Origin of the sequence: Limnoglobus roseus, assembly GCF_008254045.1 — a bacterium.
In the GTDB taxonomy this organism is placed as follows: Bacteria; Planctomycetota; Planctomycetia; order Gemmatales; family Gemmataceae; genus Limnoglobus; species Limnoglobus roseus.
Genome location: NZ_CP042425.1, coordinates 6,646,244 through 6,672,616, shown reverse-complemented (window position 1 = coordinate 6,672,616; position 26,373 = coordinate 6,646,244). Strand labels below are relative to the sequence as shown.

General features: G+C 61.9%; 28 protein-coding genes and 1 tRNA gene. 9 read left to right on the top strand and 20 right to left on the bottom strand.

Going from position 1 to position 26,373, the window contains the following annotated elements:
* Nucleotides 1-14 precede the first annotated feature (14 nt).
* The 5 genes from queG to PX52LOC_RS28390 all read right to left on the bottom strand — a co-directional run bounded on the left by queG (nucleotide 15) and on the right by PX52LOC_RS28390 (nucleotide 8,290).
* Nucleotides 15-1,145, bottom strand: coding sequence for a tRNA epoxyqueuosine(34) reductase QueG (queG, locus tag PX52LOC_RS28410; protein ID WP_149113253.1), 1,131 nt, complete (start codon nucleotides 1,143-1,145; stop codon nucleotides 15-17).
* Entirely contained in the window at nucleotides 1,145-2,788 is a 1,644-nt protein-coding gene (locus PX52LOC_RS28405) for an ATP-binding protein (protein WP_149113252.1), read from the bottom strand. Before PX52LOC_RS28405 ends, queG begins: the two co-directional genes overlap by 1 nt.
* Nucleotides 2,789-2,920: 132 nt before the next feature.
* Complete coding sequence (locus tag PX52LOC_RS28400) at nucleotides 2,921-6,340, bottom strand: PVC-type heme-binding CxxCH protein (protein WP_149113251.1); 3,420 nt, start codon at nucleotides 6,338-6,340, stop codon at nucleotides 2,921-2,923.
* Between the two features lie 39 nt (nucleotides 6,341-6,379).
* Nucleotides 6,380-7,258, bottom strand: coding sequence for an SGNH/GDSL hydrolase family protein (locus tag PX52LOC_RS28395; protein WP_149113250.1), 879 nt, complete (start codon nucleotides 7,256-7,258; stop codon nucleotides 6,380-6,382).
* A 30-nt stretch (nucleotides 7,259-7,288) separates the two neighbouring features.
* Nucleotides 7,289-8,290, bottom strand: a complete 1,002-nt coding sequence (locus PX52LOC_RS28390; RefSeq protein ID WP_149113249.1) for a Gfo/Idh/MocA family protein — start codon at nucleotides 8,288-8,290, stop codon at nucleotides 7,289-7,291.
* 101 nt (nucleotides 8,291-8,391) lie between these two features.
* On the opposite strand from PX52LOC_RS28390, the gene recN reads away from it, so the two are divergent.
* Nucleotides 8,392-10,146 carry a DNA repair protein RecN gene (gene recN, locus PX52LOC_RS28385; RefSeq protein ID WP_149113248.1) on the top strand — a complete coding sequence of 585 codons (1,755 nt, stop codon included), beginning with the start codon at nucleotides 8,392-8,394 and terminating at the stop codon, nucleotides 10,144-10,146.
* Here the strand turns inward: recN and PX52LOC_RS28380 are convergent.
* Nucleotides 10,143-11,186: an FG-GAP repeat domain-containing protein gene (locus PX52LOC_RS28380; RefSeq protein WP_149113247.1), complete on the bottom strand. Its 1,044-nt coding sequence runs from the start codon at nucleotides 11,184-11,186 to the stop codon at nucleotides 10,143-10,145. The two genes, recN and PX52LOC_RS28380, sit on opposite strands and share 4 nt — an antisense overlap.
* Before the next feature lie 212 nt (nucleotides 11,187-11,398).
* On the opposite strand from PX52LOC_RS28380, the gene PX52LOC_RS43480 reads away from it, so the two are divergent.
* On the top strand, nucleotides 11,399-11,530 hold the full coding sequence (locus PX52LOC_RS43480; RefSeq protein ID WP_261345041.1) for a hypothetical protein: 132 nt from the start codon (nucleotides 11,399-11,401) through the stop codon (nucleotides 11,528-11,530).
* Between the two features lie 30 nt (nucleotides 11,531-11,560).
* Here the strand turns inward: PX52LOC_RS43480 and tsaD are convergent, their stop codons facing one another.
* Together tsaD and PX52LOC_RS28370 are read right to left on the bottom strand one after the other, a co-directional pair.
* On the bottom strand, nucleotides 11,561-12,571 hold the full coding sequence (tsaD, locus tag PX52LOC_RS28375; RefSeq protein WP_149113246.1) for a tRNA (adenosine(37)-N6)-threonylcarbamoyltransferase complex transferase subunit TsaD: 1,011 nt from the start codon (nucleotides 12,569-12,571) through the stop codon (nucleotides 11,561-11,563).
* The gene (locus PX52LOC_RS28370; RefSeq protein ID WP_149113245.1) at nucleotides 12,568-13,380 is read right to left on the bottom strand and encodes a TatD family hydrolase; all 813 of its coding nucleotides are present in this window, start codon (nucleotides 13,378-13,380) and stop codon (nucleotides 12,568-12,570) included. Before PX52LOC_RS28370 ends, tsaD begins: the two co-directional genes overlap by 4 nt.
* A 141-nt stretch (nucleotides 13,381-13,521) precedes the next feature.
* Between PX52LOC_RS28370 and PX52LOC_RS28365 the strand changes: the two genes are divergently transcribed.
* The gene (locus tag PX52LOC_RS28365) at nucleotides 13,522-14,715 is read left to right on the top strand and encodes a tyrosine-type recombinase/integrase (protein ID WP_149113244.1); all 1,194 of its coding nucleotides are present in this window, start codon (nucleotides 13,522-13,524) and stop codon (nucleotides 14,713-14,715) included.
* 102 nt (nucleotides 14,716-14,817) lie between these two features.
* Nucleotides 14,818-15,789 (top strand): hypothetical protein, encoded by a 972-nt coding sequence (locus PX52LOC_RS28360; protein ID WP_149113243.1) that lies wholly within the window; start codon nucleotides 14,818-14,820, stop codon nucleotides 15,787-15,789.
* Between the two features lie 315 nt (nucleotides 15,790-16,104).
* Here the strand turns inward: PX52LOC_RS28360 and PX52LOC_RS28355 are convergent, their stop codons facing one another.
* The 9 genes from PX52LOC_RS28355 to PX52LOC_RS28315 form a co-directional block, all read right to left on the bottom strand.
* Entirely contained in the window at nucleotides 16,105-16,536 is a 432-nt protein-coding gene (locus PX52LOC_RS28355) for a hypothetical protein (RefSeq protein ID WP_149113242.1), read from the bottom strand.
* Nucleotides 16,533-17,252 carry a hypothetical protein gene (locus tag PX52LOC_RS28350; RefSeq protein ID WP_149113241.1) on the bottom strand — a complete coding sequence of 240 codons (720 nt, stop codon included), beginning with the start codon at nucleotides 17,250-17,252 and terminating at the stop codon, nucleotides 16,533-16,535. Before PX52LOC_RS28350 ends, PX52LOC_RS28355 begins: the two co-directional genes overlap by 4 nt.
* Before the next feature lie 184 nt (nucleotides 17,253-17,436).
* A complete protein-coding gene (locus PX52LOC_RS28345) occupies nucleotides 17,437-17,832 on the bottom strand; it encodes a pentapeptide repeat-containing protein (RefSeq protein WP_149113240.1) in 396 nt (131 codons plus the stop codon).
* 18 nt (nucleotides 17,833-17,850) lie between these two features.
* Complete coding sequence (locus PX52LOC_RS28340) at nucleotides 17,851-18,108, bottom strand: helix-turn-helix domain-containing protein (protein ID WP_149113239.1); 258 nt, start codon at nucleotides 18,106-18,108, stop codon at nucleotides 17,851-17,853.
* A 2-nt stretch (nucleotides 18,109-18,110) separates the two neighbouring features.
* Entirely contained in the window at nucleotides 18,111-18,332 is a 222-nt protein-coding gene (locus PX52LOC_RS28335; RefSeq protein ID WP_149113238.1) for a hypothetical protein, read from the bottom strand.
* A gap of 40 nt (nucleotides 18,333-18,372) precedes the next feature.
* Nucleotides 18,373-18,732, bottom strand: coding sequence for a hypothetical protein (locus tag PX52LOC_RS28330; protein ID WP_149113237.1), 360 nt, complete (start codon nucleotides 18,730-18,732; stop codon nucleotides 18,373-18,375).
* Nucleotides 18,729-19,046: a hypothetical protein gene (locus tag PX52LOC_RS28325; protein WP_149113236.1), complete on the bottom strand. Its 318-nt coding sequence runs from the start codon at nucleotides 19,044-19,046 to the stop codon at nucleotides 18,729-18,731. The genes PX52LOC_RS28330 and PX52LOC_RS28325 overlap by 4 nt, the downstream gene beginning before the upstream one ends.
* Before the next feature lie 12 nt (nucleotides 19,047-19,058).
* Entirely contained in the window at nucleotides 19,059-19,637 is a 579-nt protein-coding gene (locus PX52LOC_RS28320) for a hypothetical protein (protein WP_149113235.1), read from the bottom strand.
* 218 nt (nucleotides 19,638-19,855) lie between these two features.
* A complete protein-coding gene (locus tag PX52LOC_RS28315; protein ID WP_149113234.1) occupies nucleotides 19,856-21,364 on the bottom strand; it encodes a type IV secretory system conjugative DNA transfer family protein in 1,509 nt (502 codons plus the stop codon).
* 39 nt (nucleotides 21,365-21,403) lie between these two features.
* On the opposite strand from PX52LOC_RS28315, the gene PX52LOC_RS28310 reads away from it, so the two are divergent.
* Nucleotides 21,404-21,485 (top strand) — tRNA-OTHER (locus tag PX52LOC_RS28310).
* A gap of 3 nt (nucleotides 21,486-21,488) precedes the next feature.
* Here PX52LOC_RS28310 and PX52LOC_RS28305 read toward each other — a convergent pair.
* Complete coding sequence (locus tag PX52LOC_RS28305; RefSeq protein ID WP_168219252.1) at nucleotides 21,489-22,283, bottom strand: ParB/RepB/Spo0J family partition protein; 795 nt, start codon at nucleotides 22,281-22,283, stop codon at nucleotides 21,489-21,491.
* Between the two features lie 154 nt (nucleotides 22,284-22,437).
* On the opposite strand from PX52LOC_RS28305, the gene PX52LOC_RS28300 reads away from it, so the two are divergent.
* Together PX52LOC_RS28300 and PX52LOC_RS28295 are read left to right on the top strand one after the other, a co-directional pair.
* Nucleotides 22,438-23,199 (top strand): helix-turn-helix domain-containing protein, encoded by a 762-nt coding sequence (locus PX52LOC_RS28300; RefSeq protein WP_168219251.1) that lies wholly within the window; start codon nucleotides 22,438-22,440, stop codon nucleotides 23,197-23,199.
* An 84-nt stretch (nucleotides 23,200-23,283) separates the two neighbouring features.
* Nucleotides 23,284-23,967: a hypothetical protein gene (locus PX52LOC_RS28295; protein WP_149113231.1), complete on the top strand. Its 684-nt coding sequence runs from the start codon at nucleotides 23,284-23,286 to the stop codon at nucleotides 23,965-23,967.
* Nucleotides 23,968-24,029: 62 nt separating this feature from the next.
* Here PX52LOC_RS28295 and PX52LOC_RS28290 read toward each other — a convergent pair whose 3' ends face one another.
* Complete coding sequence (locus tag PX52LOC_RS28290; RefSeq protein WP_246173488.1) at nucleotides 24,030-24,692, bottom strand: GP88 family protein; 663 nt, start codon at nucleotides 24,690-24,692, stop codon at nucleotides 24,030-24,032.
* A gap of 248 nt (nucleotides 24,693-24,940) precedes the next feature.
* Between PX52LOC_RS28290 and PX52LOC_RS28285 the strand changes: the two genes are divergently transcribed.
* Together PX52LOC_RS28285 and PX52LOC_RS28280 are read left to right on the top strand one after the other, a co-directional pair.
* Nucleotides 24,941-25,363, top strand: a complete 423-nt coding sequence (locus PX52LOC_RS28285) for a hypothetical protein (protein WP_149113230.1) — start codon at nucleotides 24,941-24,943, stop codon at nucleotides 25,361-25,363.
* Nucleotides 25,360-25,635 (top strand): hypothetical protein, encoded by a 276-nt coding sequence (locus PX52LOC_RS28280; RefSeq protein WP_149113229.1) that lies wholly within the window; start codon nucleotides 25,360-25,362, stop codon nucleotides 25,633-25,635. The genes PX52LOC_RS28285 and PX52LOC_RS28280 overlap by 4 nt, the downstream gene beginning before the upstream one ends.
* A 16-nt stretch (nucleotides 25,636-25,651) precedes the next feature.
* Here the strand turns inward: PX52LOC_RS28280 and PX52LOC_RS28275 are convergent, their stop codons facing one another.
* The gene (locus tag PX52LOC_RS28275; RefSeq protein ID WP_149113228.1) at nucleotides 25,652-26,371 is read right to left on the bottom strand and encodes a hypothetical protein; all 720 of its coding nucleotides are present in this window, start codon (nucleotides 26,369-26,371) and stop codon (nucleotides 25,652-25,654) included.
* Nucleotides 26,372-26,373: the final 2 nt, after the last annotated feature.

The window sequence follows — 26,373 nt, the reverse complement described above, 5'->3', positions numbered from 1 at the left end:
TGGGTCGAGGGACTCTAGCCATTTATAATAGCCGACCCGGCATGAGAAGATACTGAGTTTACGGCAGGTTGCGCGACTGGGCGATCCGGTCCTGCCGGTTGTGGCGCGCCGGTGCCTTGCCGCTCGCGAATCTGGTCGATGGCCCACGTCGCCGCCTCTCGAACGACTTCGTTCACGTCCGCCAGCGCGCACGCCAGGATTGGAAGGGCTTTCTCGTCGCCGACGTTCCCCAGAACGATGGCCGCGTTTCGCCGCAGCCCCGACCATTTCGGGCGGAAAAGCGGCGTCGGCTTGAACCGCGTCCGAAACTCCGCTTCCGACATCGCCAACAATTCGAGCGGATCGAGGGCCACGAGTTCCGCATCGGCGGGGAAGGGGACCGGCGTTTTCCCGGCGTGTCGGTTCCACGGGCAGACCTCTTGGCACACATCGCACCCGAAGAGCCAGTTGCGGACCGCCGGTCGGAGTTCGAGGGGGAATGCCGACTTCGATTCGATGGTCAGGTAGCTGATGCACTTCCGTGCGTCGAGGGTCCCGGCTGTCACGAAGGCGTCGGTCGGGCAGGCGTCGAGGCAGGCGGTGCAAGTTCCGCAATGATTGGTGCGGTACGGTTCGTCGGCGGGCAGGTCGAGGTTCGTGAGAAAGCCCGCCAGGAAGAAGAAACTCCCACGGTGTTTGTTGATGAGCATGGTGTTCTTGCCGAACCACCCGAGTCCCGCCCGGCGGGCGAACTCTCGCTCCAACAACGGAGCCGAGTCAGTTACGCCCCGGAATTCAGCCGCGACGTCCTGGGTTTGCAGGAACGACCCGAGGGCGTTGAGTTTCTCCCAAATCAGGCCGTGGTAATCCGGTCCTCGGGCGTACGCCGCGACGCGGCCGAGTGACTTGTAACTCTCCTGAACGGCTTGCCCGTACTCGAACCCGAGCATCACCACGCTTCGAACTGATGCAAGGACCGACGCTGGCGACCGCCGGGCGTCCCGCCGCTTCGCGAGGTAGTCCATCTCGCCGTGATACCCTTCGCCCAGCCACGAGGTGAATCGTTCGAAGCCGTCCGCGTCGGTCGCGGTGGCGACGCCGAAAAGCGAAAAGCCGAGGCGGTTCGCCTCGGCTTTCAATTGCAGTTTCAGTTCGTTGGGGTTCATCAGTCGAGTCGTACCTTCGCACCGAAGTCCCGCTTCTGATCGTTGATGAAGTACGTCGAGCAGGCGGCGTCGATCAGGTCGGGGCTAAAGTTCACGCGCTCCATATTGTACTTCGCGATCGAGATCATCTGATCTAGAATGTCCCGCGGCTGGCACATCCGGAAGGGCCGGCTCGACGGCCGGTACCATTTGTCGATGAGGTAGTTCACGCCGCTCGGGTCGAAGTCCACGCGGCGGCCCTTGCAGACCAACTCCCAGATTTTGCGGTACTGCTCCTCGCTCGGGTCGCGGACCTCGATCTTGAACTTGATCCGCCGGAGGAACGCCTCGTCCGCGAGCTGAGTAGGGTCGAGGTTCGTGCTGAAGATCAGGATTTCGTCGAACGGCACCTCGACCTTGTTGCCGGAGACGGTGTTGAGGTAGTCGTACTTCTTCTCCAACGGCACGATCCAGCGGTTGAGTAGGTCCATCGCCCGCACCTGCTGCCGGCCGAAGTCGTCGATCATAAAGATGCCGCCGTTCGCCTTCATTTGCAGCGGCGCTTCGTAGTATTTGCCCGTGGCGTTGTACTTCAGGTCGAGCATCGCCATCGTGAGTTCGCCGCCCACGACGATCGTCGGCCGGCGGATTTTGATGAACCGCCGGTCGTGTTCGGACGCCTTCTTCAAGATCGTCGTCGTCCCGGCGTCTTCGTCCACCTCAGTAACGGCCGTGTGGATGATGGGGTCGTAGACGCGGACGATTTGCCCGCTGACCTCGACGGTGTGCGGCACGAAGATCGAATCGCCCATCAGTCGCGTGATCCGTTCGGCAATGCTTGTCTTCCCGTTGCCAGGGTAGCCGAAGAAGAAGATCGACTGGGCCGAGTTAATCGCCGGGCCGATCTCGTTGAAGGCCTCGTCCGAGATGATCAGATCCTGGAAGGCCGAGCGGATGCTGCGGCGAGTCACGGTGATTTTCTTCACCGTCTGGGCCAGCACCGCCTCCACATAATCGGCAAATGGGACTGGCAGCGGGCCGACGTAGTTCGTCTTTTCCAGGGCTTCCTGCAACGCGGCCGAACCCTTCGGCGGCTTGATTTCGTAGATGAACCCGGAGTCGCCGCTGTTGGGGCGTTGGCCGACGATGTCGATGAGGGTCTGCTTCCGCATCGCCTGCAACAGCGGGCCGAGGACGGGGTAAGGGACGGCCAGCAGGTCCGCGATGTCGGTGCCGGCAATCTGGCCGCGGGTGAAGATCACCCGCAACACCATGTCGAACAGGAACGCCGACTCCAACCCCAGGTCTTCCCACTTGGTCGGTACCCGCGGCGAGTACCGGTTCCCGGTGTCCGGGGCGGCCTCTTCATCCGTCGGCGGCGGGTCGCCGAGGAGTGTTACCCCGTCGAGACTGCCGTACCGTTCGGCGTCCGCGAGTAGTTGTTCGAAGTGGAGTTTGTGCAGTTGGAGGTGTTCGATCGCTTCCTTGTCGCCCTGGGCCTCGGCTTGTGCGAGGCAGTCCAGCACGGCCGGGGCGACGGCGTACTTCACGCCATCAATGTACATGTGGTGAAGGTACTCACCCGGCCGCACGTAACAGTCGAACGTGTGGTCCGGCTGCTGGAGCATCTGCTGGTAGAATTCGTTCGCGATAATGAACCGCATCACCCACCCACGGGAATGGAAGTTTTACGCTGACGGCGGAAGCATAGAACACAGTTGCGGAATTCCACCTGGGGAAGAAAAAAGAAAGGCCGCCGGTTTTCCCGGGCGGCCTGTTACGACTGGTGCGAGAACTTATTTGCCGCCCACGACCGCAACTCGGGCCGGTGAGTTGGGTACGTCCACGAGTTCACACCGCAGCTCCGACTTTCGTTTCGATCGGTCGACGACAACGGTGATAACGGTCGTGCCGGTTTTCACGTCGATTGCCGTTTCCGGCTTCGCCTCGACCGACTTCTCACCCACATAGACCGAAAGCCCTTCAACAGAATTCCACTTCAAGGCGGCGGCTCCTTCGACAGAAGCTTTCAGTTCGAATCGCACGACGGTGAGCGGGTCCGAACCGTTCCAGACGACAAAACTCGGCACGTCGGCCGTCGGCAGGTCGCCGCTGACGCGGGTGTACGCCGAGACCCAGGTGAATTGCGACGGCTTCTCGACCGCGGCCGTAACCCGCTCCCGCCGGAAGACGTTGGTTGCGGGGCCGGTCGGGTCGAGGTACTGCCACCGCCTCACGAGGCGAGCCGGGTTCGGGGCGTACGGGCCGACTTTGCCCAACTCGGAGAGGAAGCGGACGAGGTCCACGAGTTCTTGCCGCGTCAGCGTATCGACGAGGCCGTCGGGCATCAGCGAGCGGGTTTGCTTCTTCGTGTCGATGTCGTCGGTCGAAATACTCACTTCCTTGTCCTCGGCGTTGCGGAGGGCGAGTTCCGTCTTCGTCTCGCGGAGCTTGATGCCGGAGACGACCTTGCCGGACAGGGTGTTCACTTCGATGGCGTGATAGCCTTCCTTGATCGCCTTGTTCGGGATCAACAGCGATTCGACGAGGTAATCCGGCTGCGCACTCGCCCCGATGCTGGTCATGTCGGGGCCGACCTGCCCGCCGACGCCAGCGATGCCGTGGCAGGCGAGGCACTGCATTTCCTTCCGCCGGAAGACGGCTTCGCCGCGGGTCGCGTCGCCCGTCTTCAGCACGTCGGCGACGTACGCTTTCACCTCGTCGGCCGTCGGCTCCTTCTTCGCCGCCGCGAGGTTGCCGGCTTTCGTGAGCGCTGCAACCAAGTCGGGCACGTTCTGCGACGACGACCGAATCGCGCGAAGCCCGACCTTCGCCACGTCGGCCGGGATCGTCTTGCCCGTCAGACCCTTCGCGAGTGCCGCCGGGCCGCCCTTGCGGAGGAGGAACGAGTCGAAGAAGCCGCCGAGGTCGTCCTTCGCGTCGGAAGCCGACAGGACATCGCCCGCCGTTGCCGCCGCCGCGGTCAGGTCGAGCATCGTCAAGGCTTGGACCGCCAACCGCCGCGTGAGAATCGGTTGCTCCTTCGCGGCTTGGAGGTCGAAGAACTGCCGCGACTTCGGCCCGCCCAGGTGAACCAGCCCTTCCAGGGCGGCCGCGCGATCGGCCGCCGGCCGCTTGTCCGCGACGGCTTGCTGTTCCAGCGTCGCCCGCGCCGCGTCTTGCTTCAGCAGGCCCAACAGGCGGAGGGCCGCTTGGGCTTGGGGGGTGTCGTTTTCTTGGGAGAGTTCCGTCAGTGTCTTTGTGTCGAGCGCGGGAGCCTTGCCGAACGACGGACGGCGGACGTTCGCCTCCAGGTTTTGCAGCAGTTCCAACTTCGTGGGGCCGTCAGCGCCGGTAAAACCGTTGCCCAGGATGTCGCCCACTTCGTTCGGCCCGCCGACCTTCGCGAGCATCAACCAGAGGGCCTTCCGACGCTCTGCGGGGATGTTCGCGTCCTTCGCCAGCTTCAGAAGTGGCTGCGCGACATCTTTTGTACCGACCGCGTTTAGGGCGAAGGCGATGGCTCGGGCGTCGCCCCCGAGGGATAGCGTGCCGTCCTTGAAGGCAGTCAGCCAGTACGGTTCCAGGTCGCGGACGGTCAACCAGAGTGCGTAGTCGAGAACCGGGTCCATCGGCAGTTTCAACACGCCGAGGGCCAATTCAAGTGCCTCCGGCGTCTTCCACGCGGCTACGGCACGGACGGCTTCCATCCGCACTTGTGGGTGTTCGTCTTGCAACGCTTTCGTCCACTCGCCGGGCTTGTTCAGGCCCATGAACGAGTCGGAGAGCATCCGCACGGCCGCCGCCCGCACGTGCGGTTCCTTCGCGGCCAGCAAGGGGGAGAGCGTGTCCATGTCCACGTCGGCGAACGACTGCCGCACCCACGCGGCTTCCAGGCGGGCGTGTTCCGCGTCCGGCGGCAACGCCGCGACCCACTTCGCCAACTCGGGCAGTACCGCGTCCTTGCCGCGCTCCTTCAGCACACGCTTCGCCTTCTCGCGGGTCCAGCCTTCGGGTGCTTTGAGCTGCTCCAGCAACTCCGCCACGCTCGCGTCCACGAGTTTCGGCTTCGCCACCAGTGGCCGATCCTTCGCGGTGATGCGCCAGATGCGGCCGTGCGTGTGGTCGCGGCGCGGGTCGCGGAAGTCGACTTCGCCGTGCTGGATGATTGGGTTGTACCAGTCGGCGACGTAGATTGCGCCGTCCGGCCCCATCTTCACGTCGATCGGGCGGAAGGCGGGGTGGTTCGTCTTGATGACCTCCGTCATCTCGCGAGACTCGTAGCTCGATGCCGCGTCGCGGAGGACGAACCGACAAACGCGGTGGCCGCGGAAGTCGTGGGTGATGACGTTCCCCTGCCAGTCGTCGGGCAGGTGGCGACCGCTCAGCACTTCGAGACCGCAGTGCTTCGGGCTGCCGGGGTTCATGCCGTTCAAGAGGCGGGTCGCGCCGACGGCGGTGACGTAGTACGCGCCGGGGACGCCGTGGTTCACGCCCTCGCCGTACGCCCCGTCGGTCATGAACGACTGCCCGTACTTGTCGAAGTGGTGACCCCAAGTGTTGACGAACCCGCGGACGAAGACTTCGAGTTCGGTCGTCTCGGGGCGAAACCGCCAGACACCACCGCCGTTGAGCCGTTTGACGCCGTGCGGCGTTTCGAGGTGGCTGTGAATGTAAATCGACTGGTTGAAGTAGAGCGACTGGTCCGGCCCCCACCGGAAGGTGTGGACGATGTGGTGCGTGTCCTCGGTGCCGAACCCCGAGAGCAGCACTCGCGTGCGGTCGGCCTTCTGCCCCGGCTTGCTGGCCGACAGGTGGACGAGTTCCGTGCTGTTCGCGACGTACGCGCCGCCGTCGCCGGGTTCGACGCCGGTCGGGATGAGCAACCCGTCGGCGAAGATCGTCGTCTTGTCGGCCTTACCGTCGCCGTCGGTGTCTTCGAGGATCAGGATTTTGTCGTTCGCCTTGTCGCCCGGCTTGATCTGCGGGTAGACCTCGCTGGACGACACCCACAACCGGCCGGCCGGGTCGAAGTTAATCTGCAACGGCTTCGCCAGCAGAGGGTCGGCGGCGAAGAGGCTGACTTCGAATCCGGGGGCGACGATGAACGACTTCCGCTCGATCTCCGGGTCCGGGTCGGGGACGATGGCGTTGGCCTGGGCCAACCCGACCGCCGGCAACAGGAGAAGGAGCGAAAACGAGGAGAGTATGCGCATCGGCGTCGGGGGTGTTGAAGGTGTGTGGGGTGGGTGCGGTCACTTCGTCAGAATCGCCCGCAGTTCTTGTTCGGCATGATCGACGAGGGGATCGAACTGAACGATCTCTTTCGCGTTCTTCCCCTGTTCGTGCTTGCGGAAGCCGAGGAGGTACGTCTCGTTCTGCGGCCGCCAGCGGTAGAAGAAGAGTTGGTTCTTCCTCCGAATCGTGGCACGGGCCGCGTCGAACTTCTTCGGGTCTTCACCGGCCCACGACAGGCCCAGCGAGGTCATGAAGTTCGGGATGGTCGCCTCGTACCCGGCTTCGGTGAGGTGCATGCCGTTGTCGGTGAAGTGCGAACCCGCTTCGGTCGTCTCGTGAGCAAGGGCGAGGTTGAAGAGGTCCGCGTACCGATGGCCCCGCGAATCGGCGACCTCACGAACAGCCTGGGCGTAGAGCTGGAGGACTTTATTCCGCTCGGTCGGGTCGGGCAGGCTTTTTGCCTTCTCGAACGGCAGGGGCGAGAACAGCACGACGCGGGCCTTGCTCGGCGCGAGTGCGTCGAGCAACTTCTCCAGCCCCTTCTGGAACTTCGCCACGCCGGCTGGGCCTTCGAACGACTCGTTCGTGCCGTAGCTGACGAAGATCACGGTCGGCTTCGATTCCAGGGCCAGACTCACCAGTCGTTCGTAGCCCTGCTTCGGCGAGTCGAACCCGGCCCGCGCGTCGCCGAAGACGGTGTCGCCGGACCAGCCGAGGTTGCGGACCGTCACGTTTTGCTTGGCGAACTTGCTCAGGAGGGCCGTTTCCCAGAAGCCGTACTTCTGTTCGCGCTCGACGAGCGTGTTGCCGATCCACACCACGCGGTCGTCGTCTTTCAGTTCGAACGGCGGCAGGGCGGACGGCGTGAGGGCCAAGAGGGAGAGTGCGAGAAACACGAGTCGATCTCCACGAGTTCCGGTGTTCGATTAAACCGCCACTTCGACGCCGTCGCGGGCCGACTTCGCGAGAGCGTCCATCACGCGGCCGGTCCTGATCGCCTCGTCGGGGTTCGGGTACGGCTCCCGCTTCTCCCGCACCGCGGCGGCGAAGTCGTCGAGCATGTGGACCATTTGGTCGTGGCCGGGCGTTTCAACGACCTCGACCGCGGTGCCGAAAAGCCCGTCTTGGCGGAGGATTTCGAACGTCGCCTTGTCGTCGGGAATCCACATGTTCGGGATGCGGATGCACCCGATTGTGCCAACGATTTCGACCCAGGTCCGCAACGGGTGGACGAAGCCGCAGTCGAAGTTCGCGGTGCGGCCGTTGGCGAAGGTCATCACGCCGCTCATGGCCACGTCCACGCCGTTGACGTAGGTCGCCGTCGCCCACACCTTCACCGGCTCGGCCGACATCCACCAGCGGATTGCGTAGGTCGTGTAGCAGCCCACGTCGAGCAGGCTGCCGCCGCCGGCTTCCGGTTGCAGGCGAATGTTCGAGGTCGGTAGGCCGTCCATGTTGAACGAGAATGCGGCGTTCACCTTCCGCACGTTGCCGATGGTGCCGGCGTCGAGCAGTTGCCGCAGTTTGTGCGTCCGCGGGTGGTGCGGCCACATGTAACCGTCCATCAACCGCACGTCCTTCAACCGGCAGTACGCGACGAGCTTCTCGGCTTCCGCCGCCTTCACCGTCAGCGGTTTCTCGCAGAGGATGTGCTTGCCGTGGTCGGCCGCCGCCCGCGACCACTCGTCGTGCATGTGGTTGGGCAGTGGGATGTAGACCGCGTCGACGTTCGGGTCTTTTAGCAGGTCGAGGTAGCTACCGTGCGCGACGGGGATGCCGTCCCGGGTCGCGGCGGCCTTCGACTTATCCATCGACCGGCTCGCGATGGCTCGCAGATCGGCCGTCTGAGACGCCTTGAACGCGGGCAGCAGTCGTTGGTTAATGGCGGCATCGCCGAGGATGCCCCAGCGAAGTTTCGGGTGTGTCATGGCGAAACCTGGGAGGGTGGGTTCGAACTAGTCTAGTGGAATCGTTGGGTGGTGAAAGCCCCAGGACAGACGGAGGCCGGGTTCGTGCGTACCATCAGGATATGCTGCGTGAACTGGCCGTCCAAAATCTCGCCGTCATCGAAGACGTTCGCGTCGAACTCCACCCCGGCTTCTGTGCCTGGACCGGCGAAACCGGGGCCGGGAAGTCGTTGCTACTCGGCGCGCTCGGCCTCTTGCTCGGCGAGCGTGGTTCGGCCGATCTGATCCGTAGCGGGGCGGAAGAATTGCGCGTCACCGGCCGGTTCGACTTCGTCCGACCGGAGCAGAAAGCCGCCGCGGAAGCGATCCTCAACGACACCCTCGCCGAGAATGAACTGATCGTCACCCGCCGCCTCAGCCGGTCCGGCCGAAGTGTGGCTCTGTTGAACGAAGTTCCGGTCGCCGTCACCACGCTCAAGAAGCTCGGCGAACTCCTCGTGGACGTTCACGGCCAGCGCGAGAGCTATTCGCTGCTTCAACCCGCGTACCAGTTGGAAGTGCTGGACGCCTTCGGCAAACTGACGCCGCTCCGCGAGAAGTACGTGACCGTCGCCGATCGCCTTCGGCTGTTGCGAACTCGCCACAAGGAACTCTCGACCGCGAGGCAGAACCGACAGCGGGAACTGTCGCTGCTCCGGTTCGAGCGCGAGGAACTCGACGCGGCCAACCTCAAGCCCGGCGAGTTCCCGGAGTTGCAGAAGGAACGCGAGAAACTGATCCACGCGCAATCGCTCTCCGGCTTCACCGCGAACGCGGCCGGCCGGCTGTACGACGATGATGGTTCCGTCGTCGAGACGCTCGGCCGATTGCTCAAGGACGCCCAACAGTGGGCCAAGTACGACGACGACTTGATGGCCGTGGCGAAACGGCTCGAAGCGCTGAAACCGGAGGTGCAGGACATAGCCGACACCTGCCGCGACCTGAGCGAGACGTTTGAGGCCGACCCACGACGTCTCGACGAGATCGAACGGCGGATTCAGTCGCTGAAAAAGCTGGAGACGAAGTACGGCCGGTCGGTCGATGAGTTGGTCGCCTACCGTGAATCGCTCGACCAGCAGGAAGTCAAATTGCAACGGCAGGAAGACGACCTGTCGGCCGTGGAAGCCGAACTGCGGCCGCACTTTATTGAGTTGAAGGCCGTCGCGGACAAGCTCAGCGGTCAGCGGGCGAAGGTGGCGAAGAAACTCGCGGCCGAAGCCCTGACGCACCTCAGTGACCTACAGATGGGGAAGGCCAAGCTCGATGTGGTTCTGCAAACGACGCCGGTCGGTGACGACCCGCTCGCCGTTGAGATTCCCGCGTTCGGGTTCGATCACCTGGAAATCATGCTGACGGCCAACCCCGGCGAACCGTCCCGGCCGTTGCGGAAAGTCGCGTCCGGCGGGGAACTGTCGCGGACGATGTTGGCCCTCAAGACGGTGCTGGCCGCCCACGACCCGGTGCGAACGCTGGTGGTCTTCGACGAGATCGACGCCAACGTCGGTGGCCGCCTCGGCGACGTGCTCGGCCAAAAACTCTCGGCCCTCGGCAAGACGCACCAGGTCTTGTGCGTCACGCATTTGCCGCAGGTCGCGAGCTACGCCTCGGCACACTGGACGATCCGCAAGCAGACCACCGGCAAGCGCACGGCCACGACCATCACCGTGCTCACGTCGAAAGAAGCCCGCGTGGAAGAGTTGGCGATGATGTTGCGGGGAGAATCGCGGTCCGAGACGACCCGCAAGGAAGCGGCCGAGATGCTGAACTCGGCCCAGGAAAAATATGACCGAGGGCCGTCGATTGTTCGGCGGCCCTCGTCTGCCGTTCATTCAGATTAGCCCACGAACACGCCGCCCTGGTAGTTCGGCGGGAAGGCCATGAAGCTGCGTTCCAGTGCGCCGAAGCGGTTCAAGACGCGGACCTGTGACGTTCCCGCACCGCCGCCGACGATGAGTTCGGCATGACCGTCACCGTCCAGGTCTCGCAGGGACACCGGCACGCCGCCCGGTTCGGTGCTGGTGTAGCCGAACGATTGCAGCAGGCGGACCTGCGGGCGATCGCCTTTGTAGACCGTGACCGTGGCCCGTCCGCTGACCACGCGGCCGACGGCGATGTCTGCCTTGCCGTCGCCGTCCATGTCCGCCGCCGAGACGAACACCCCGCCGCGGTCACCCGTCCCACCGACGCTGATCGTGGACAACTTCGAACGGTACATGCTGCCAGGCGTGTCGCCCCACGCGGCCGTCGTGGTGTAGACGTTGACGACCGCCGACCCGCCGACGCCCGGAGCCGCGATAATGTCGGCGATGTGGTCGCCGTTGACATCGCCGACCGCCACGCGGACCCCACCGTTGTAGGGGGCACCGAACGGCTGCAGTTGTGCCACCGGCGTCGGGTTCGCTTGCGTCAGGTCTTGGCCGCGGTAGATTTGCACGATCGAACCGCGGTTCGCACCCACGACCAGGTCGATCCGGCCGTCGCCGGTCACGTCCCCGAGGGCGACGAACGCGCCCGCTGTCGTGCCGGGGTGGGTCTCGAAATTGGCGACCACGGCTTGCGTCGCCCCGTCGTAAATCTTGACGCGGGAACTGCCGTTCAGTGCGCCGACCACGACGTCGTCGATGCCGTCGCCGGTCACGTCGCCGGTCGCCACGCTGACGCCGCCGGTATACGCCTGGCCGAACGGCTGGAACGTCGTCAACAGGGCGTTCGTGCCGCTTTCGTAGACGTTCACTTGCGTGGTTTGGCCCGCGGCCGAGGCGACGGCGAAGCGGTGCGCGTGGGCCGCGCTCGGGACGCTCAGCGTTGCCGGAACGTCGCGACGGTCCAGGGATTCAAGGTTCAGACGGGTGGATCGGGTGATGTTAGCGAGAACCATAAGGCACCTCCGAAATCGCGTCCTGCGGCGGTCGCACTGGCAACCGTTCGGGGCAGTCGATGCTTGTGCCACTGAAACGGGCACGGGCTGCCGGCTTGCGCGAGATTTCTCAGATCGCCCCCCCTCCAAAATCACCGCCCGGCTTCGTATGTTAATGAGACGGTGGCGGGAGCGGCGTGAACGATCCCCCCTCAAACATTCGGAGAGCGACAATGGGCAATCCCGCGAGCGTGCGACGCAAAAAGAGTGAAAAGCGTCGGGCCAAGTTCGAAAAGCGCCTCGGCGTGCTGGCTTATGTGCCGAAGGAGGTCCAGGAAGAGTTGAAGAAAGAACTCAAGAAGTAACAACAACCGCCCGATGACCGGGCGGTTTTTTCATTGGAAGTTCGGCTCGGCGTCGAGATCGTCCGGTGCGAACTCGTTGAGCCGCCACTTCTCGACCGCGAGAGCCGCCATCGCGGCGTTGTCGGTGCAAAGGCTCATCGGCGGGATGACCAACTCGACCCGCTCCCGATCGCACATCTCTTGAAGCCGACTTCGCAGCACCGTGTTGGCCGTCACGCCGCCGCCGACCGCGAGCCGCGACAAGCCGGCTTGCCGCAGGGCTTGCTTGCACTTCTGCACCAGCACATCGACGACTGCCGCTTGAAAGCTCGCGGCGAGGTCTTGCCGCGTTTGGCCGGCCGGCGGGGGGGTGGCCTTCGCGACGTTCTGCCCGTGGCAGGCGTACAGCACGGCCGTCTTCAACCCGCTGAAGCTGAATTCCAATCGCGTGTCGTGTTGGAACGCCCGCGGGAACGCGAACGCTTTCGGATTCCCTCCCGCCGCTTCGCGTTCCACCGCCGGCCCGCCGGGGAAGCCGAGGCCCAGGATCGCGGCGACTTTGTCGAACGCCTCGCCCGCGGCATCGTCGCGCGTCCCCCCGAGTAGGGTGAGTGACAACGCACTGTCGCACCGGAAAAGCGAGGTGTGCCCGCCGCTGACGACCAGACCGACGCACGGGAAAATGTCCCGCCCGGCCGCCAGCCGACAGGCGTAGATGTGGCTGTGGACGTGGTTCACCGCGATTAGCGGCACGCCGAGCGTCCCGGCAAGTGCCTTCGCCGCGGACACGCCGATCAGCAACGCCCCGACCAACCCCGGCGTGTTGTGGACCGCAACGCAGCCGATGCCGGCGAGGGAGACGTTGGCTTTGGCGAGGGCCTCGTCGATCACCGGCAGGATGTTGCGAAGGTGCGCCCGTGACGCGATCTCCGGCACGACGCCGCCGAACCGGGCGTGCAGGTCGTTCTGCGACGCGACGACGTTCGACAGAATGCGCGGCTCGTCCGTGAAGACCGCCGCGGATGTTTCGTCGCACGACGTTTCGAGGGCCAAGAAGTTCACTGCGTTGGCCACTCCCGCCAGTTATTGGACTGCCGCCAGAATTCGAGGGGGTTGTCGTACACGACTTTCTTGATGGCCGCTTCCGGGTGGCCGCGGCGTTTCATCTCTTGAATCAACTCCGGCACGGACAGCGGGTCGGACTTACCCCAGTCGCCGGCGGAATTGACCATGATGCGATCAGTGCCGACCATCTCAAGAATGTCCACCGCGCGTGCCGGCGTACACTTCGTGGTCGGGTAGAGCGTCATGCCGCACCAGAAGCCGTTGTCCAGGGCGAGGCGAACCGTGTGCTCCTCGACGTGGTCCACGCAAACGCGGTGCGGTTGCACCCGGCGGTCGTTCTTCAACATGTCCACGATCATCCGCGTGCCCTTGTACTTGTCCTCCAAGTGCGGCGTGTGAATGAGGATCAACTCGTTCGTCTTCGCAGCCAAGTCGAGGTGCTCCTGAAAGACCGTCGCCTCGTTCGCCGTGTTCTTGTTCAGGCCGATCTCGCCAATGCCGAGGACGTATGGCGACTTCAGAAACTCCGGGATCATCGCGATGACTTCCCGCGACAGGCTGACGTTCTCGGCCTCCTTGGCGTTGATGCAGAGCCACGAGTAGTGGCGGATGTGGAACTGCGCCGCCCGTTTCGGTTCGACGTGCGTGAGGTGGACGAAGTAGTCGCGGAACCCCTCGGCCGTTCTGCGGTCGAACCCAGCCCAGAAGGCCGGTTCGCTGATCGCCGCGCACCCGGCGTAGGCCATCCGCTGATAGTCATCAGTGGTGCGAGAGATCATGTGGATGTGCGGGTCGATGTAGTTCATCTTATTTCTATCTCCTTACCCAGCCGTGACTTGCGGGTTATTTGTCACGAGTTGCGTCACGAGTTCGGGGCGATCACGGTATAATGAAGCTCAGGAAATCGCTGCTTTCCCAGTGAATTCCGGCTCTTTCAGGATACCACGATGAAGCCAGGTCCGAAACCTTCTGTCCGTTACTGGAAGTCCAAGAAGGCCTACGGCTGCTCCATCGCGGGAGATCAGCACTTCCTCGCCCGCGGTCCCGATGACGCACCGGCTGGGCCGACGTACCTCGCCGCGCTCGACCGCTTCCGAAAGTTGGTCGCCCAGGACGACCGCAAGGGCACAGATGATTATCTGGTTTCGGCTTTACTTAACCAGTACCGCGCCCACCTGAAGACCACCCGGAAGAGCGGTGCCCCCGGTGTGTTCGAGGTCATGGCCCGGAGGTTCGCCGTCAAGTTCGGCAAGAAGAAGGTGGCCGAGCTGAAGCCCTACGACTTCGACCAGTGGCTCAACGAGCAGGAGACGTGGAACTCGACCACGAAGGCCCACGCCATCGCGCTCATCCTCGGGGCGATGACATGGGCGAAGCGGAAGGGGTTCATCGTCAACGACCCGCTCTCCGGGAAGATCGAGCGGCACCAGCCCATCCTGCGGGGGCGGGAAGCCCGGCTGCCGGAGGAGCTGATGGACCTGCTCATCGGCGAGTGCTTCGTCAGGGCGACCTACAACCGCAAGAACCGCACGGGTGCTCCCGCTGTCCACCTGAAGAACTCCGGGTTCTGCGAGACGTTTGGGAAGTTCCTCTGGCTGCTGCGGATCACGGGAGCGCGACCCATCGAACTGCGGAACGCCGAGGCCCACAACTACCAGAACGGGCGGCTCGTGTTCCGGTGGAACGCGACGAAGGGGTACGTCCACAAGACGGCCACGAAGACCCAACGGGACCGGATCATCTACCTGACGCCCGAAGCACAGGCCTACACCGAGGAGTGCGTCAAGCAGTTCCCCGAGGGGCCGATCTACCGCACGTTCCGGAAGGCGAAGTGGGTGCAGACGAACGTGACCAACAAGTGGCAGTGGCTGCTGAAACGACCGAAGATCGTCGCTTACCTCGAAGAGCACAAAATCGACCCGAAGCAGGTCAAGCCGTACAATTTCCGGCACTCGGCGATGTCGAAGTGGGTCGAAGAGGGTGGCGACATTTACATCGCGTCGCAGCTCTACGGCACATCGGTGAAGATGATCGAGCGTCGCTACGGCCACCCGAACATTGACCGGCTGCACGAACAGTTCCTCGCGTTCATGGCGAAGCACCACGCACCTGCGCCGGTGAGTCAGGGCGCGAGCGGGTGAGGCCAGCGGGACGCGGTCAAGCTGCACGAGAAGCTCGTGGCGTTCCACCGGATCGTGAGCGCCGTGACAATCGCCGAAGTCTGAGCAACAGCGAGGTTGGCAATGACGGTCAGGAAGTATCTCTCCGAGTTCGCCGTGAACATGCAGGCCAAGCAGGTGCTGGTCATGCTGCCGACGTATCTGGAGCATCTCCCGGCGGACTACTTCCGTCCTCCGTACCAGAGCCACATCTACGGGATCGCTCGCCGCCCTCGCGTTGCCTTCGATCCTGACTCCATCGTAGTCACGCCCGAAGCGATTCGCGGCACTGTCATCGCCCAGCGGCGGGGGAAGCCCCAGCAGTACGACTTCGAGGTGAAGAATTACCCGGCTGACCCGGTGGTCAAGTGCGAATGCGAGTACCCGTATTCGGATTTCCGGTTCATCGACGCCAAGGGCGAGGTGGCGTTGGAGGGGCCTGTCATCCAATATCTGATGAAGGCCGGGGTCGGAAGTGTTTACCCCGAACTGGTGGATCTGGAGATTCTCTACGTCGGGCAAGCTTACGGGAAAGACGGAAGCCGAACCGCGCCGCAGCGGCTGACCAGCCACGAAACCCTCCAGAAGATTTTGGCAGAGGCGATTCAGCGGTCGCCCGACATGCAGATTTGGATCGTCCTGTTCAGCTTCGGCGAGTGGCTGATCGCCAGCTTCGATGGCCGCGTGGAGGTAAACGAAGAGGAGCAGAAGGAAGACTTGTCCCACATGTGGAACGTACTCGGCACGCGGATCACCGAGGCGCAGCGCATCAACTACTGCGAGGCGGCTCTGATCCGGTACTTCCAGCCGCAGTACAACACGGAATTCAAGAATTCGTTCCCGAGCGCCAGCCACTCTTCCTACGCGGAGTGCTACAAGCTTGACCTGAACTCGGTCGCGGTGGAGATCGACTGCCGTCCGATTGGCTCAAGGTTCTGGTCGCAGACGGTTGAACCCGCTTGGGATCACCTGATTTCCTACCCGCTGCACTCGGAGGAGGAGCGGCGAGACATGTTCAAGATGTTTCTCGATGAACCGCCTGCCGCTCGCGGTTAGCCTCGACACAGGCTGCGAGAAGCGCGTGGCAGGGGGAACGGTTGACGTATGTTGCACCTCCCACAGAGGTGTCGATAGTGACATCCCACTCGCCCTTGAAAAAACGGCCATATCCGTATCCGATGCGTAGCGAACTTTCTGTTTCGTCGCACCATCCCCCCACCGCTTCCATGACGGCGTTCAGGTCTGCGTAACGCCACGTTTGGCGTTCACCCTCGCGGAGAACCATCAGGGAGTCCGCATACATTGTGGACGGCTTGGCATCCCACCCCATGCACTCACGGCAGAACTCAAGGGCAATCTGGGCGAGGGCGGTCATGACTGCTTGTCTATGGATTGAGTGGGTGAAATGTCATTCAATAAAGAGGCAAATTCCCTAGCCTCCATTATCTTGTCACCATGCACAGAAATATCTGTGCCAACCACTTCGTATTTATCCATCCACTCGTAATTTGTTGAAACCACCCTATGGGGAACATCCCACGCGTACACCGTAAAAAATGGGTGCTGTCGAGCCTTGGTCTTTCTACTGCTTCTGTAAATTTTCCCCTCGCCGCAATAAACCCTGAATTGGCAAAGCGTAATAAGATGCTCAATGATAGTTTCCTGCTTTCGCCAAAAACATCCGGTGGTGTCCCAATGGTGATTTCCACCCGGTAGCTTTGACGGAGCAGTAGAAAGGAAAAGGCCATCCTCCTTTCTGCGAATGCGGTAAATTACAGTGCGGTTATCGTTGGATGGCGTCATTGACCACCCTCTATTTCAGTGGTTTTAAGTTCCCAGCGGTACGCGGCGCATTTAAGAATGAAAAGGCGATATTCCTGTTCGTCCTTGGTCATCCTGTTCCACGCCGGGAATATCAATTTCGCGGTTTCCTCCAAGTCAACGACTTCCCGCTTCGTTGGGCGTAAATCGCGCAACATCCCGATACACTTGTGAACTACAGTCCAAGCATGGCTACATTGCTGAAGAAAGTAATTAAGCCGCAACATTTCTTGGATAATAGGGAGTACATCTTTCTCTGCGTATTCGGGCTGCGCGGCTTCCCGCTTGGGTGCATCAGCCACATGGCGACGAATAATATGTATGGCGCACTGAATCCCGCATTCCCACCCGTCTCGATACAAAACGGGATTCGAGTCCGCTTCTTTCGCGTTGGCTTGTAATTCAGCAATTATGGAAGCCCACTCAACCGGCTGCATATTTTCTTTAACAGCATCAGCATAGATTTTTTCGGCATTTAACGCCAATTCGTGCATGTTGTCTTTTAATATTAACTCAACCGGCTGTTCGGTCGCGGCGGCTTCTCCCCAGTAGGTCGGGTGTTCAAGAGCAAGGACTCTCAGTTCATCCCGCGTCTTCTCGACCGTCCCGGCAGTCTTGTAGTCGTTGCAGTAGAAAATGCCCTGCCAGCACGTGGCCTGTAAACAAGCCGAGCACACGGTCACGGTGGATTTGTTCATGTCACCTCTCTATCCAGCCCCTTAGCGCAGCAGACGCAATGAAGCGCCAGCGACCTGCATCTGCTGCGGTAAAGAGCTATGTGGGGGAATGAAATGATCGCTGGCATAGAATTCGAGACGTAGCACGGCCGAAATGCTCGCGCAACAGAAAAGGCCGCAGCATCCTTGCCACGGCCCTGTTGGACTATCTGGATTTGTCTTTCTCTTGCTCTGGCGCTCCTGCCTTGGCGTACCCCTCCAAAAGTTTCTCGAAATCCCTGTTCTCGGCAACAGGCGTCGGCATCAGCGCGCCATCCAAATACGCACCTCCGAGGTTTGCCTGTCGCAGGTCGGCCCCACGAAAGTCGGCCTGCTTTGCCTCGACGCCTTGCATCTTGGCTCCATACAGATTGGCTCGCTGGAAGTTCGCCTGCTCGATGTTGGCACCGCGAAGGTCGGCATACCGGAGGTTCGCCCCAGACATGTTGACCGCTCGAAGATCGACTGCCCGAAGGTCAGCACCTTCCAGATCGATGCCTTGCAAGTTCGTTCCACGCAGGTCAGCGCCACGCCAGTCGATTCTTCGGGGTTTCTCAGGCATCTTTCACCTCCTTCTGGTTCACCAGAGATCGAGTTTGACTGGCTCGCCCCTCGGCCTGCCCCGCTTCCTGACCGGCGGCGACGGTTCCTCTGGCGGAGGCGGCGCTCTCGCACTCCCTTCCATCAACTCGACCAGGCTGTCTTCCTCGATCAGCAGCTTGCCCGTGGCGCGGTTCGACCGGAGTAATCCACGAGCGGCGAGTTTGTAAACCAGCTTGACCGAGATTGCCCCGTTGAGCCGCTGCACCACCTGTTTGACAGAGAGGTAGCTCTTCACGGTTAGAACACCTCCTTCTTCGGCGGTTCGGGCTTCTCCTCCGTTCGGGCGGCAACCTCGGCCGCGATACCCTCGCCGAAGACCGGCACCAGGACGTGCTGCACGATGGCCTTCAACGCCTCGTCGCTGCCCTGCATGTGCCTGACGAGCCGCTTCATGCCGAGCCATGCGAGGAAACCGTAAAACGCCGTCGTCACCAAGAACGCGAACACGAAGATAAACATCGGTTGCTCCAGAAAAGGGGCATCCTTGCCCCGTGGTTGTTCAGGCACGACCACCGCGTCGCATGAACATGCCCATGATGATCGCGCCGACCACCGCGAGCAGGCCGCCGAGGAACGTCGAGGCCATCGAGTCGGCGGTCTTCTGCGAGACTTCGGTCTTCATGGCACCGAGGCCGCGCGGCATGGACATCGACATCGAGACGGTCTTCTTCTTCGGGGTCGGCGCTTCCGAGACGATCTCCGGCGTCATCCCGCTCTTTTCCGGGATCACCATCACCACGCCACACTTCCGGCAGGGGAATTCCAGCCCGCCCATGTCGTCCTCCACCCGGATCGGACGCTGGCAGCCAGCGCAGTTGAACTTGATCCACGCTTCCACCATCTTGTTTTCGTCGCTCATCGGTCCATCTCCTTGTTTTGCTCCTCGGCTCCCCGGCCACGTGCCGAGTAGTTTTGGAGCAGGTCTTGAAAGCTGCCGTGAGACGCCTCACGGTCTTGCGTCGTTTCGTAAGGCGTCGGGTTGAGCGGTGTTCCCATCTCAGGGGCGTGTTCCCCCTGCCCGAAGTAGGACTCGTTCAGCGTTTGCCGGACGTCCTTCACCGCTTCCCGCGCCATTGCCTTCAGCTCGGCACCGAGCGACGGTTGCTCGGCTGCCCATTCCGCCCGCTTTGCAGCGAACTGCTGCAAGATGCTTGGCTGTTGCTCCTCCGACATGGAATCCTCCGGTTACAAGCCTCTCCGATCATGCTGGCGAAGCTCCTCCGCCAGATACTCCTGCTCGATCTGGGCATCCCGCATGGCCCGGACCCGCTTCTTCGTCAGTTCGACCTTGAAGCCCTCGGTCGCCATGATCGAGATGAAACCGGCCATCAGGAAAATGCCGACGGACACGACGCCAACGTTCACCAGCAAGCCACCCAGCGCGAGGCACATGAACGCCTCACAAGCTTTGGCGTTGCTCTCTTTCTTGATTCGCGGGAACAGCTTGAAGGCGAGCCACGGATACCCGTCGTAGTAGGTGTGGACGTAGATGCCCTTCCGGTAGTTGCTGAACGTCCTCATGCGTTGGGCGACGAGCGCGACAATGAACCCCGCGAGGTAGAAGAACATCAGTCCGTCACCCGTGTAGCTGCCCCACGCGGTGATCAAAAACATCGCCCCCAGCCCGGCGACACCGATCCCCTCCGACCCGTAGTTCGTCCGCAGCGGGACGCTGACAGCCGCCGCGTGCGACTTCATGAGAAGCTGGATGAAGTTGAACGTCCCCTTCATGCTGATCTTGTCTTGCTCTTGTGGCTGTTGCATGTTGCCCTCTGGTTAGTTGGAACTTGGTCGCAAACGCTGCTCACGCCGAGCAGCTTGAGTCTCGTAACACTGGAGGCCTGCCTTCACTCGGGCGTAGACCTCGACGAACGCTTCACGCTTCTCCTCGTCCCGAAGACTGGGAGCGAACACTTCGACGATGTGAACCGCCGTTGCCCAAGCCACGTCATGCATCAGGGATTCGTTGACCACGGCGCACCTCACTTCTGGCTGAAGTAAGTCAGGAGCCAGTTGTCACCTGATGCGAACGCCTTTCCCGACCGGATCACGATGCAGTCGCAGATCAGCCCGTTTTCTTCGCCGCCCGTCCGCAGGCCGTTGAGGAACGTGTTGGGTTGCAGAATCTGCTCGTAGTGCTGGCTGTAGCTGCCCGTGTACTTGCTGTTGCCCATCAACTCGCCCCACGGCTCCTCTTGCGGAGCCATCGAGCCGCCGACGAAGGTCTGGAGCGACTTGCCGATCATCCCCGCCGCCCATTCGGCCGTCTGGACATCGCCGAGGGCGTGGAACACTTTCCCCGCCGCGAAGTTAGTGAGCAGCGCGTCGGCCTGATGCTTGCCCTTCTCGCCGCCGAGCGCGGAGTAGTAGGAGTGGATGGATTGGCTCAGGTAGATCATGCAGCCGCGATGGCTGCGACACTGGGCGAGGTAATGGGAGTCGTAACTCGTCACGCGGGTTTGGGCTTCGTCCGCCCAGATGACGTGCGGCGGGTCGTTCCCCTCCGCCTTCCGCTTCAGGATGAGCCGCTGCGTCAGGTACTTGAACCCGCCGCCGACGAAGAGGCCAAGGTCGCCCGTGTCGGACGGCGCGAGGTTGACGAGGATGAACTTGCCCCGCAGCGTGTCATCCGGGCTGCAATTCGTCGTCGTGCTGACCAGATCGTGAACCGCCCCGGTGCAGTAGACGTGCAGGATGCCGAAGACGCCCGTCTCGATGCTGGATCGCGTGCGGTCTGCCAGCGCCGGAAGCTCGCGAAGGTTGTACTCGGTCGCCTGTTCGAGGTCGTGCTTGTCGCGCTGCGTCTTCACGTTGTTCAGAGCGAGGCGGATCGTCTCCGGGTGGAACGTCTTGCTCCACGCCGCGTCACCCACCTGCGCGGCAGTGCGCGCCGCACCCGATACGAACTTCTGGAGGTTGGTCGCCGACACCTTCCCGTAGGCGAGTTGCACCGTCAGGCAGGCGAAGTAGATCATGCGGAACTGCTGCTTCTCCCAGAAGTCGCTGTCCTCGCCGCCCTTCGAGTCGTTCGAGTTCAAACCCTCCCCGATGACCATCAGCATCTTGGCCATCTCGCGGGCGTCCCAGCCCATCTGGCGGATGTAGTCGAGGAAGTTGCACCGCAGGTCAGTGCCGCCGAACACCAGCAGATCACGCGACCGCCCGGCTTCGGCGAAGATTGCCTTCCAGTCGTCGATGTCCTCCGGCTTGGCCGCGAGGATCAACCCGCCCGTCCCCGGAAGGCCGACGATCCCACGTGCGAGGCATTTCCCCGATGAACTCGTCTTGCCCGATCCGGTGCGCCCGAAGATGGCGATGCCGCCGTTGAGCAGGTCTCGGACGGTCAGCGGGTCTTTGTCCGACCACCAGATCAACACCCGGTCGAGGATGCCGCCCGCCGTCCTCACGACAGCGTTGCGTTTCTTGCCGAAGACCTGCGTGAGCAGGAACACCCCACCGAAGCAGATCAGCAGGTAGATAATGTCTTGCATGTTGACAGTGGTTCCTTGTTGTGGCACTGGTTAGGGGCTGCGGCGGTTGGCTGAGAGGTCGAAGGCCGTTCGTATGCGCTGGGTAGCTACCAGACGTGGGTTCAAATCCCACACCGCCGCAGCTTTACTCCGGCGTCTTCGCCTTTGCCCGATCACGCATCACGTTTTCCCACGTCTTCACGTCGAGCGACTGCTCGCGGGCCTTCTTCGCTTCCTTCCCCGCCTCCGCCAGCGCGTCGATCACCTCATCCAGCGAGATGCCGTCACCCGTGACCACGATGGACACTTCCGGCAGGGAAATCCGCACCCGCGACAATCGCACCGCCGGAGCCGTCGAAGCCCGGCGCTTCCGCCCCTGCTGCTCGATGGCGTCCCGGCTCGCGCCGTTCAGCTTCATGGCGAGCAGTTCGGCCTGCTGCGGTTCGTCCACCTTCGACAGGGCGTAGCAGTCGGAGATGCCGAGTTTCCCCGCCGCGAGGGCTTCCTGCGCCGGGACGATGCACTTGCTGGGGGAGAGAATCCGCGTGACCATCGACGGATCGAGGTGCAGGTGCTGGGCGAGGTCTTTCGCCATCCACTGCGGGTTGAGCTGCTGAAGTTCGACGCAGGCCTGCCACTTCTCGAACCCGGTCAGGTCGGCCCGGTGGACGTTTTCCGTAAGCTGGAAGATGCGGAGTTGCGAGTCGGTCAGCGGTTCCTCGCTGATGACGACATCGAGGGTCGCCAACCCGGCCAGCTTGGCTGCCCGGAAGCGGCGTTCCCCGGCGATCAGCGTGCCGTCCGGCTTGGCCACGACGGGTTGGAGTTGGCGGACCTTCAGCGATTCGCCGAGCAGCCGGAGTTCGGCCTCGTCGAACAGCTTCCGAACCTGTGGGTTCGTTTTGAACCAGGTCAACGGTTTTGAAGCGAACTGAGTCATGTGTCCCTCGTGGCTATGGCTTCCCTCGTGTCTGAGATGATTCTTCCCGGAATGGCTGGGCAAACCCATCCATCCAGCACGTCTTCTACAGGTAACTTGCGGGTGTCCGAGAATGAATGAGTCAGGTCGAGCGGTCAGGGTTGACGGTGCGAAAGTGAAGCAGCTACGCGCTGCCAAAGGGTTGACCGCCGAGAGCCTCGCCGACAAGTGCGGTGTGTCGGTAAAGACGGTGAGCAATGCCGAGCGAGGCAAAGAGGTGCTGATCGACAATGTGGCGCGGCTGGCGGATGTGCTTGGTGTAAAGGCGGCAGAGCTTATCTTTCAGCCCGAACGAAACCCCATTGCGAGACCGCTCCAACTCAGCATTCACATCAACTTGCCAGACCGGGCATCTGCGGAAACCGGGCTGATCGGCAACTTCATCAAGTTGCTTGAGATGATGGTTCAGTCAGAAGAGATGGCAAACCTCATTTCCGTGACCAAGGGCAGCATCATCATCACCCTTGAGATGGGTGAAGCCGATGTGGCGAAGCTGGTCGTCATCTTCCCCCGGTTCCGGGATCACGCCAGCCAGTACGTTCAGCTACTGCCGGACCACGTAGCCTTGATGGAGATGGTGAACGCGGTGACGGAGCTTCGCATCATGGCGAATCAACTCCCGAGGGAGGTACCACCTGAAGTGCCAACGCCAGTTCCCGTCGCAATGCCCCCGGAGGCTCCCGTAGAACCTGCATCGGAACCCGATCAGGCTGCCGACATAGACGACGATCTTTACGGCATCCGATGGGGTGACGCAGAGCACGAGTACAAAGCCGCAGAGAAGCTACCAAGCCCAGAGCGAGAGAGAAGGATTGCAGCAATCGACAAGGCGGTGAAGGAAACGGAAGAGAGAGACAGGCAAAAGCCCAAGAGTTGACAGCCATTTTGAAGTGCGCTACCTGTCGTCGGGTCTGCTCTCCGGTCGGGGGGCAGACACAACCCGACCGAAAGGAATCGCCCTATGGCACGCACACGCAAGAAGTCCGACACCGCTGTCGCGGAAGCACCAACCACCTCTGAACAAGAACCAACCTTCAACCCGTCCGAGTTCGACCCCGCCCTTCAGCAACAGGCTGGCGAGATCGTCCACGCCGTCGCCGAATCGACCCGCATGGAACCGGAAGCGCAGAGCAACGGATTCGCAAGCCAGCACGCACCCAAAGCTCGTGCGTCGGGCTTCGTCGCAAACCCGAGCACCACACGCCGCACGAGTCACGCTGAATCAGTCGGCAGGAAGCTTCCGGGCACGCTGTCCATCTTGGCCGGTGACCTGACGGTGAGGCTGATCGACAAGGGCGACAACGAGGCAGGAATCGGCATCCGTATCGAGACCCCGAATGGCCGCAAGCTGACCGACGAGGAAAAGGACATCGTTCGCCGCCACGTCAAAGGCGAAGAAGGCGAGCAGACCGGGTTCAAGTGGAACGCGGATGTAGAGATGTGGCACAAGCACATCGTCCGCGAGGGCGAGTACGTCGATCAGGTGCCGCCGAGCCGTCCTGTAGCCATCCGTCTTGACGCTGAACGCCGTGTCGAGAAACTGGCCGAGGCCTTACGCGAGCATTCCGCTGATCCAGTCGGGTACGCCGAGCAGGTGAAACAGCGACGTGAGCAAGCCGCTGAGAGTGGCCGCATTCCGGATTAACCCGACGCTGTAACCAGAAACGAAAAGCCCCCGGCACCTTGCGGTGTTTCGGGGGCTTTCTTTTACCCAGTCCAGCACAAACGGCACGTCGCGCAGCTCGTGCCACGTTCCTTGCCGAGAGGCGTTTCAGTCGGGCACACCTTGTCGAGCAGCGGCAGAGCCAGCCTGCGGAGCGGTCGGTCGAGGAACACCAGGTCGGCATTCTCCGTATCCTCCCCCACCTCAGTCTGCATCCACGCCACCCGACAACCGTCAGGCACTTCCGGCGGATAACCCGTTTCCGAGTCACCCGACAGCCACACCCTGACGTTCGGCATCACGGCGATTGCCCGGATGAGCGGGAAGATCGTCGGGACACGCCAGCTCCGGGTGTAAAACCAGAACGTGCAGTGCGGCGACCTGCCGATCACTTCGAGCATCTTGCGGGCGTAGGTCGGGCTGTAGATGTCGCCAGCGACGTGCCACCGACAGAGCAGGATGCCCTTCCGATACAGTTCGTCGGCCATCAGCTCCACGAAGTCAGCCCGCTTGGACTGGGCGTAATTCCACGCGAGGCGCTCTTGCACCTGCGGGAATGCGAACCGGCCCCGTCGAGCGTAGCACCTGCTTACGCAGAGCTTCGAGCGACCGGGACAGGTCAGGACAGCGGGGATGTCGAAATGGAACACACCTGCCGAAAGCTTGTCGTTGCCAGCGACGAGCAGCGGACGAATGACGCGAGACACGAGAAACCTCCTCGATACGCGGAACGCTTTGGGGCGAAACGCGAACAGGAGTGACAGAGATTTGAGAGATGCGCAAGCAAACAAAGTGCTGGACATGTCACACGGTACCGTGCTACCTCGTGACAGATGAAATGCTCTCGCTGTGGATCAAAGCTAAAGGAAAAAACCTGCAAGGAGTGCGGAAAGACGATTGCTGTCTGGTTCACCTGCTGGAAGACATATTGCTCTGACAAGTGCCGTCAGAGAGCGTGCCGCAAACGAAAAAGCAACCGCCCGAACGGGCAGAAGGAGGAGTGATGAGTATAGAGGCAAATGTGTTGAAGTGGGCACTGACCGGCCATACCGGCGCATCATCGAAGTGCATGGCTGCTCACTTGACTGGCAACGAGTGCGACGGTAGCTATCCGCACGACGCAGGGGATTTCGGTAGGTGTGCAGGTTTGTTGGATGCCGCTCCCGAGTTGCGTCCCCTATTGCCCAAAATGGCCGAGGTCAACCGCTACTGGGCAGCGCTCGTACCCCTATGGGATTCGATAGAAGCACTGTCCGGTGATTACCGCAAACAGACCGACGCGATCAGCAAGGCCATCAGGCCCATTGAGGACAAGGACAGTGGCGTTGTTCGGCTGGGCAAAGGCGCGACGATTCGATTCGGAGCGATCAAGCCATGACCGCCGCCCACACACCGCTGGTCGAAATCGTCGCCCGCAAGCTCGCTCCCGGAACCACCGGCTTCGAGTACGACGACCTGCTTCGATACCAACAGGCCGAACTCTGCGCACGGGTGAAGCCGGTTCTCGACGCCTGCCACGCCGAGGAGTTGCGAAACGCACTGCTGAAGTGCGTTAAAGTCCTGTCGGGCGAGACCATGACGAAATCGACATTGATCGGTGCGTTGGAGTCGGCGGCGAATGTCCTCACCAAGTTGGATGGCAAGCCGTGATCGCAAAGACTGCCTCTTATTTCCACTTCAACTCATCATGAACTGGCCTGAAGCCAAATGCAGCTTCAAATTCCGGCTGCGTCCCCTTCGCCCATTCGTGAAGCTCCTCGTCAGGGTCGATAAACCCCGGACGTTTGCTTTTTGAACTCTGATTGGTCAGCTTGATTCGGCCAATCTCCCACAGGTGGCTTTGTGCGCCTGCGTCGCCAGCCGCAATGCTTTCCTTGGTCACCAGCTTGGCTTCGGTAAGCACGATGCCCCCAGCGTCCACTCCGAGCTTGAGAAACAAGCCGCTCTGGTAGTATGTCGGCGTTCGGAGATACCCAGTCAGCTTCATCTTGTCGATGAGAATCTGAGTTGGCTTGTCGAAGTAGTGCGTCTTCACCTCGATCACCAGCAGGTTCGCCTTCTGGTCGCCTCTGTGATGTACGGCAACATCCGGGTTTGGCGTATAGTAAAGTCCGCCATCTTTGACCGACACGTCATGGTTCCACGGAAGTTGCTTGGCGTCCTTCTCTTCGTCGAGTCGGTTGTATTCACAATCGACGGAAATGTACGGTGCCTTCTTAGTTGTCTCGCCGAAGAGTGGGTCGATATATGACCGCAGATACTCGCCCAGCTTGTGCGTGACTGCGCGTTCATTGACGTGAATTGTCAAGAGGCCGCGATCACAAGTGTCGAGGTCTCTAAGGGCGTTCTTGACAAGCGGCTGGAAGGTCTTCCATTCGACGATCATGC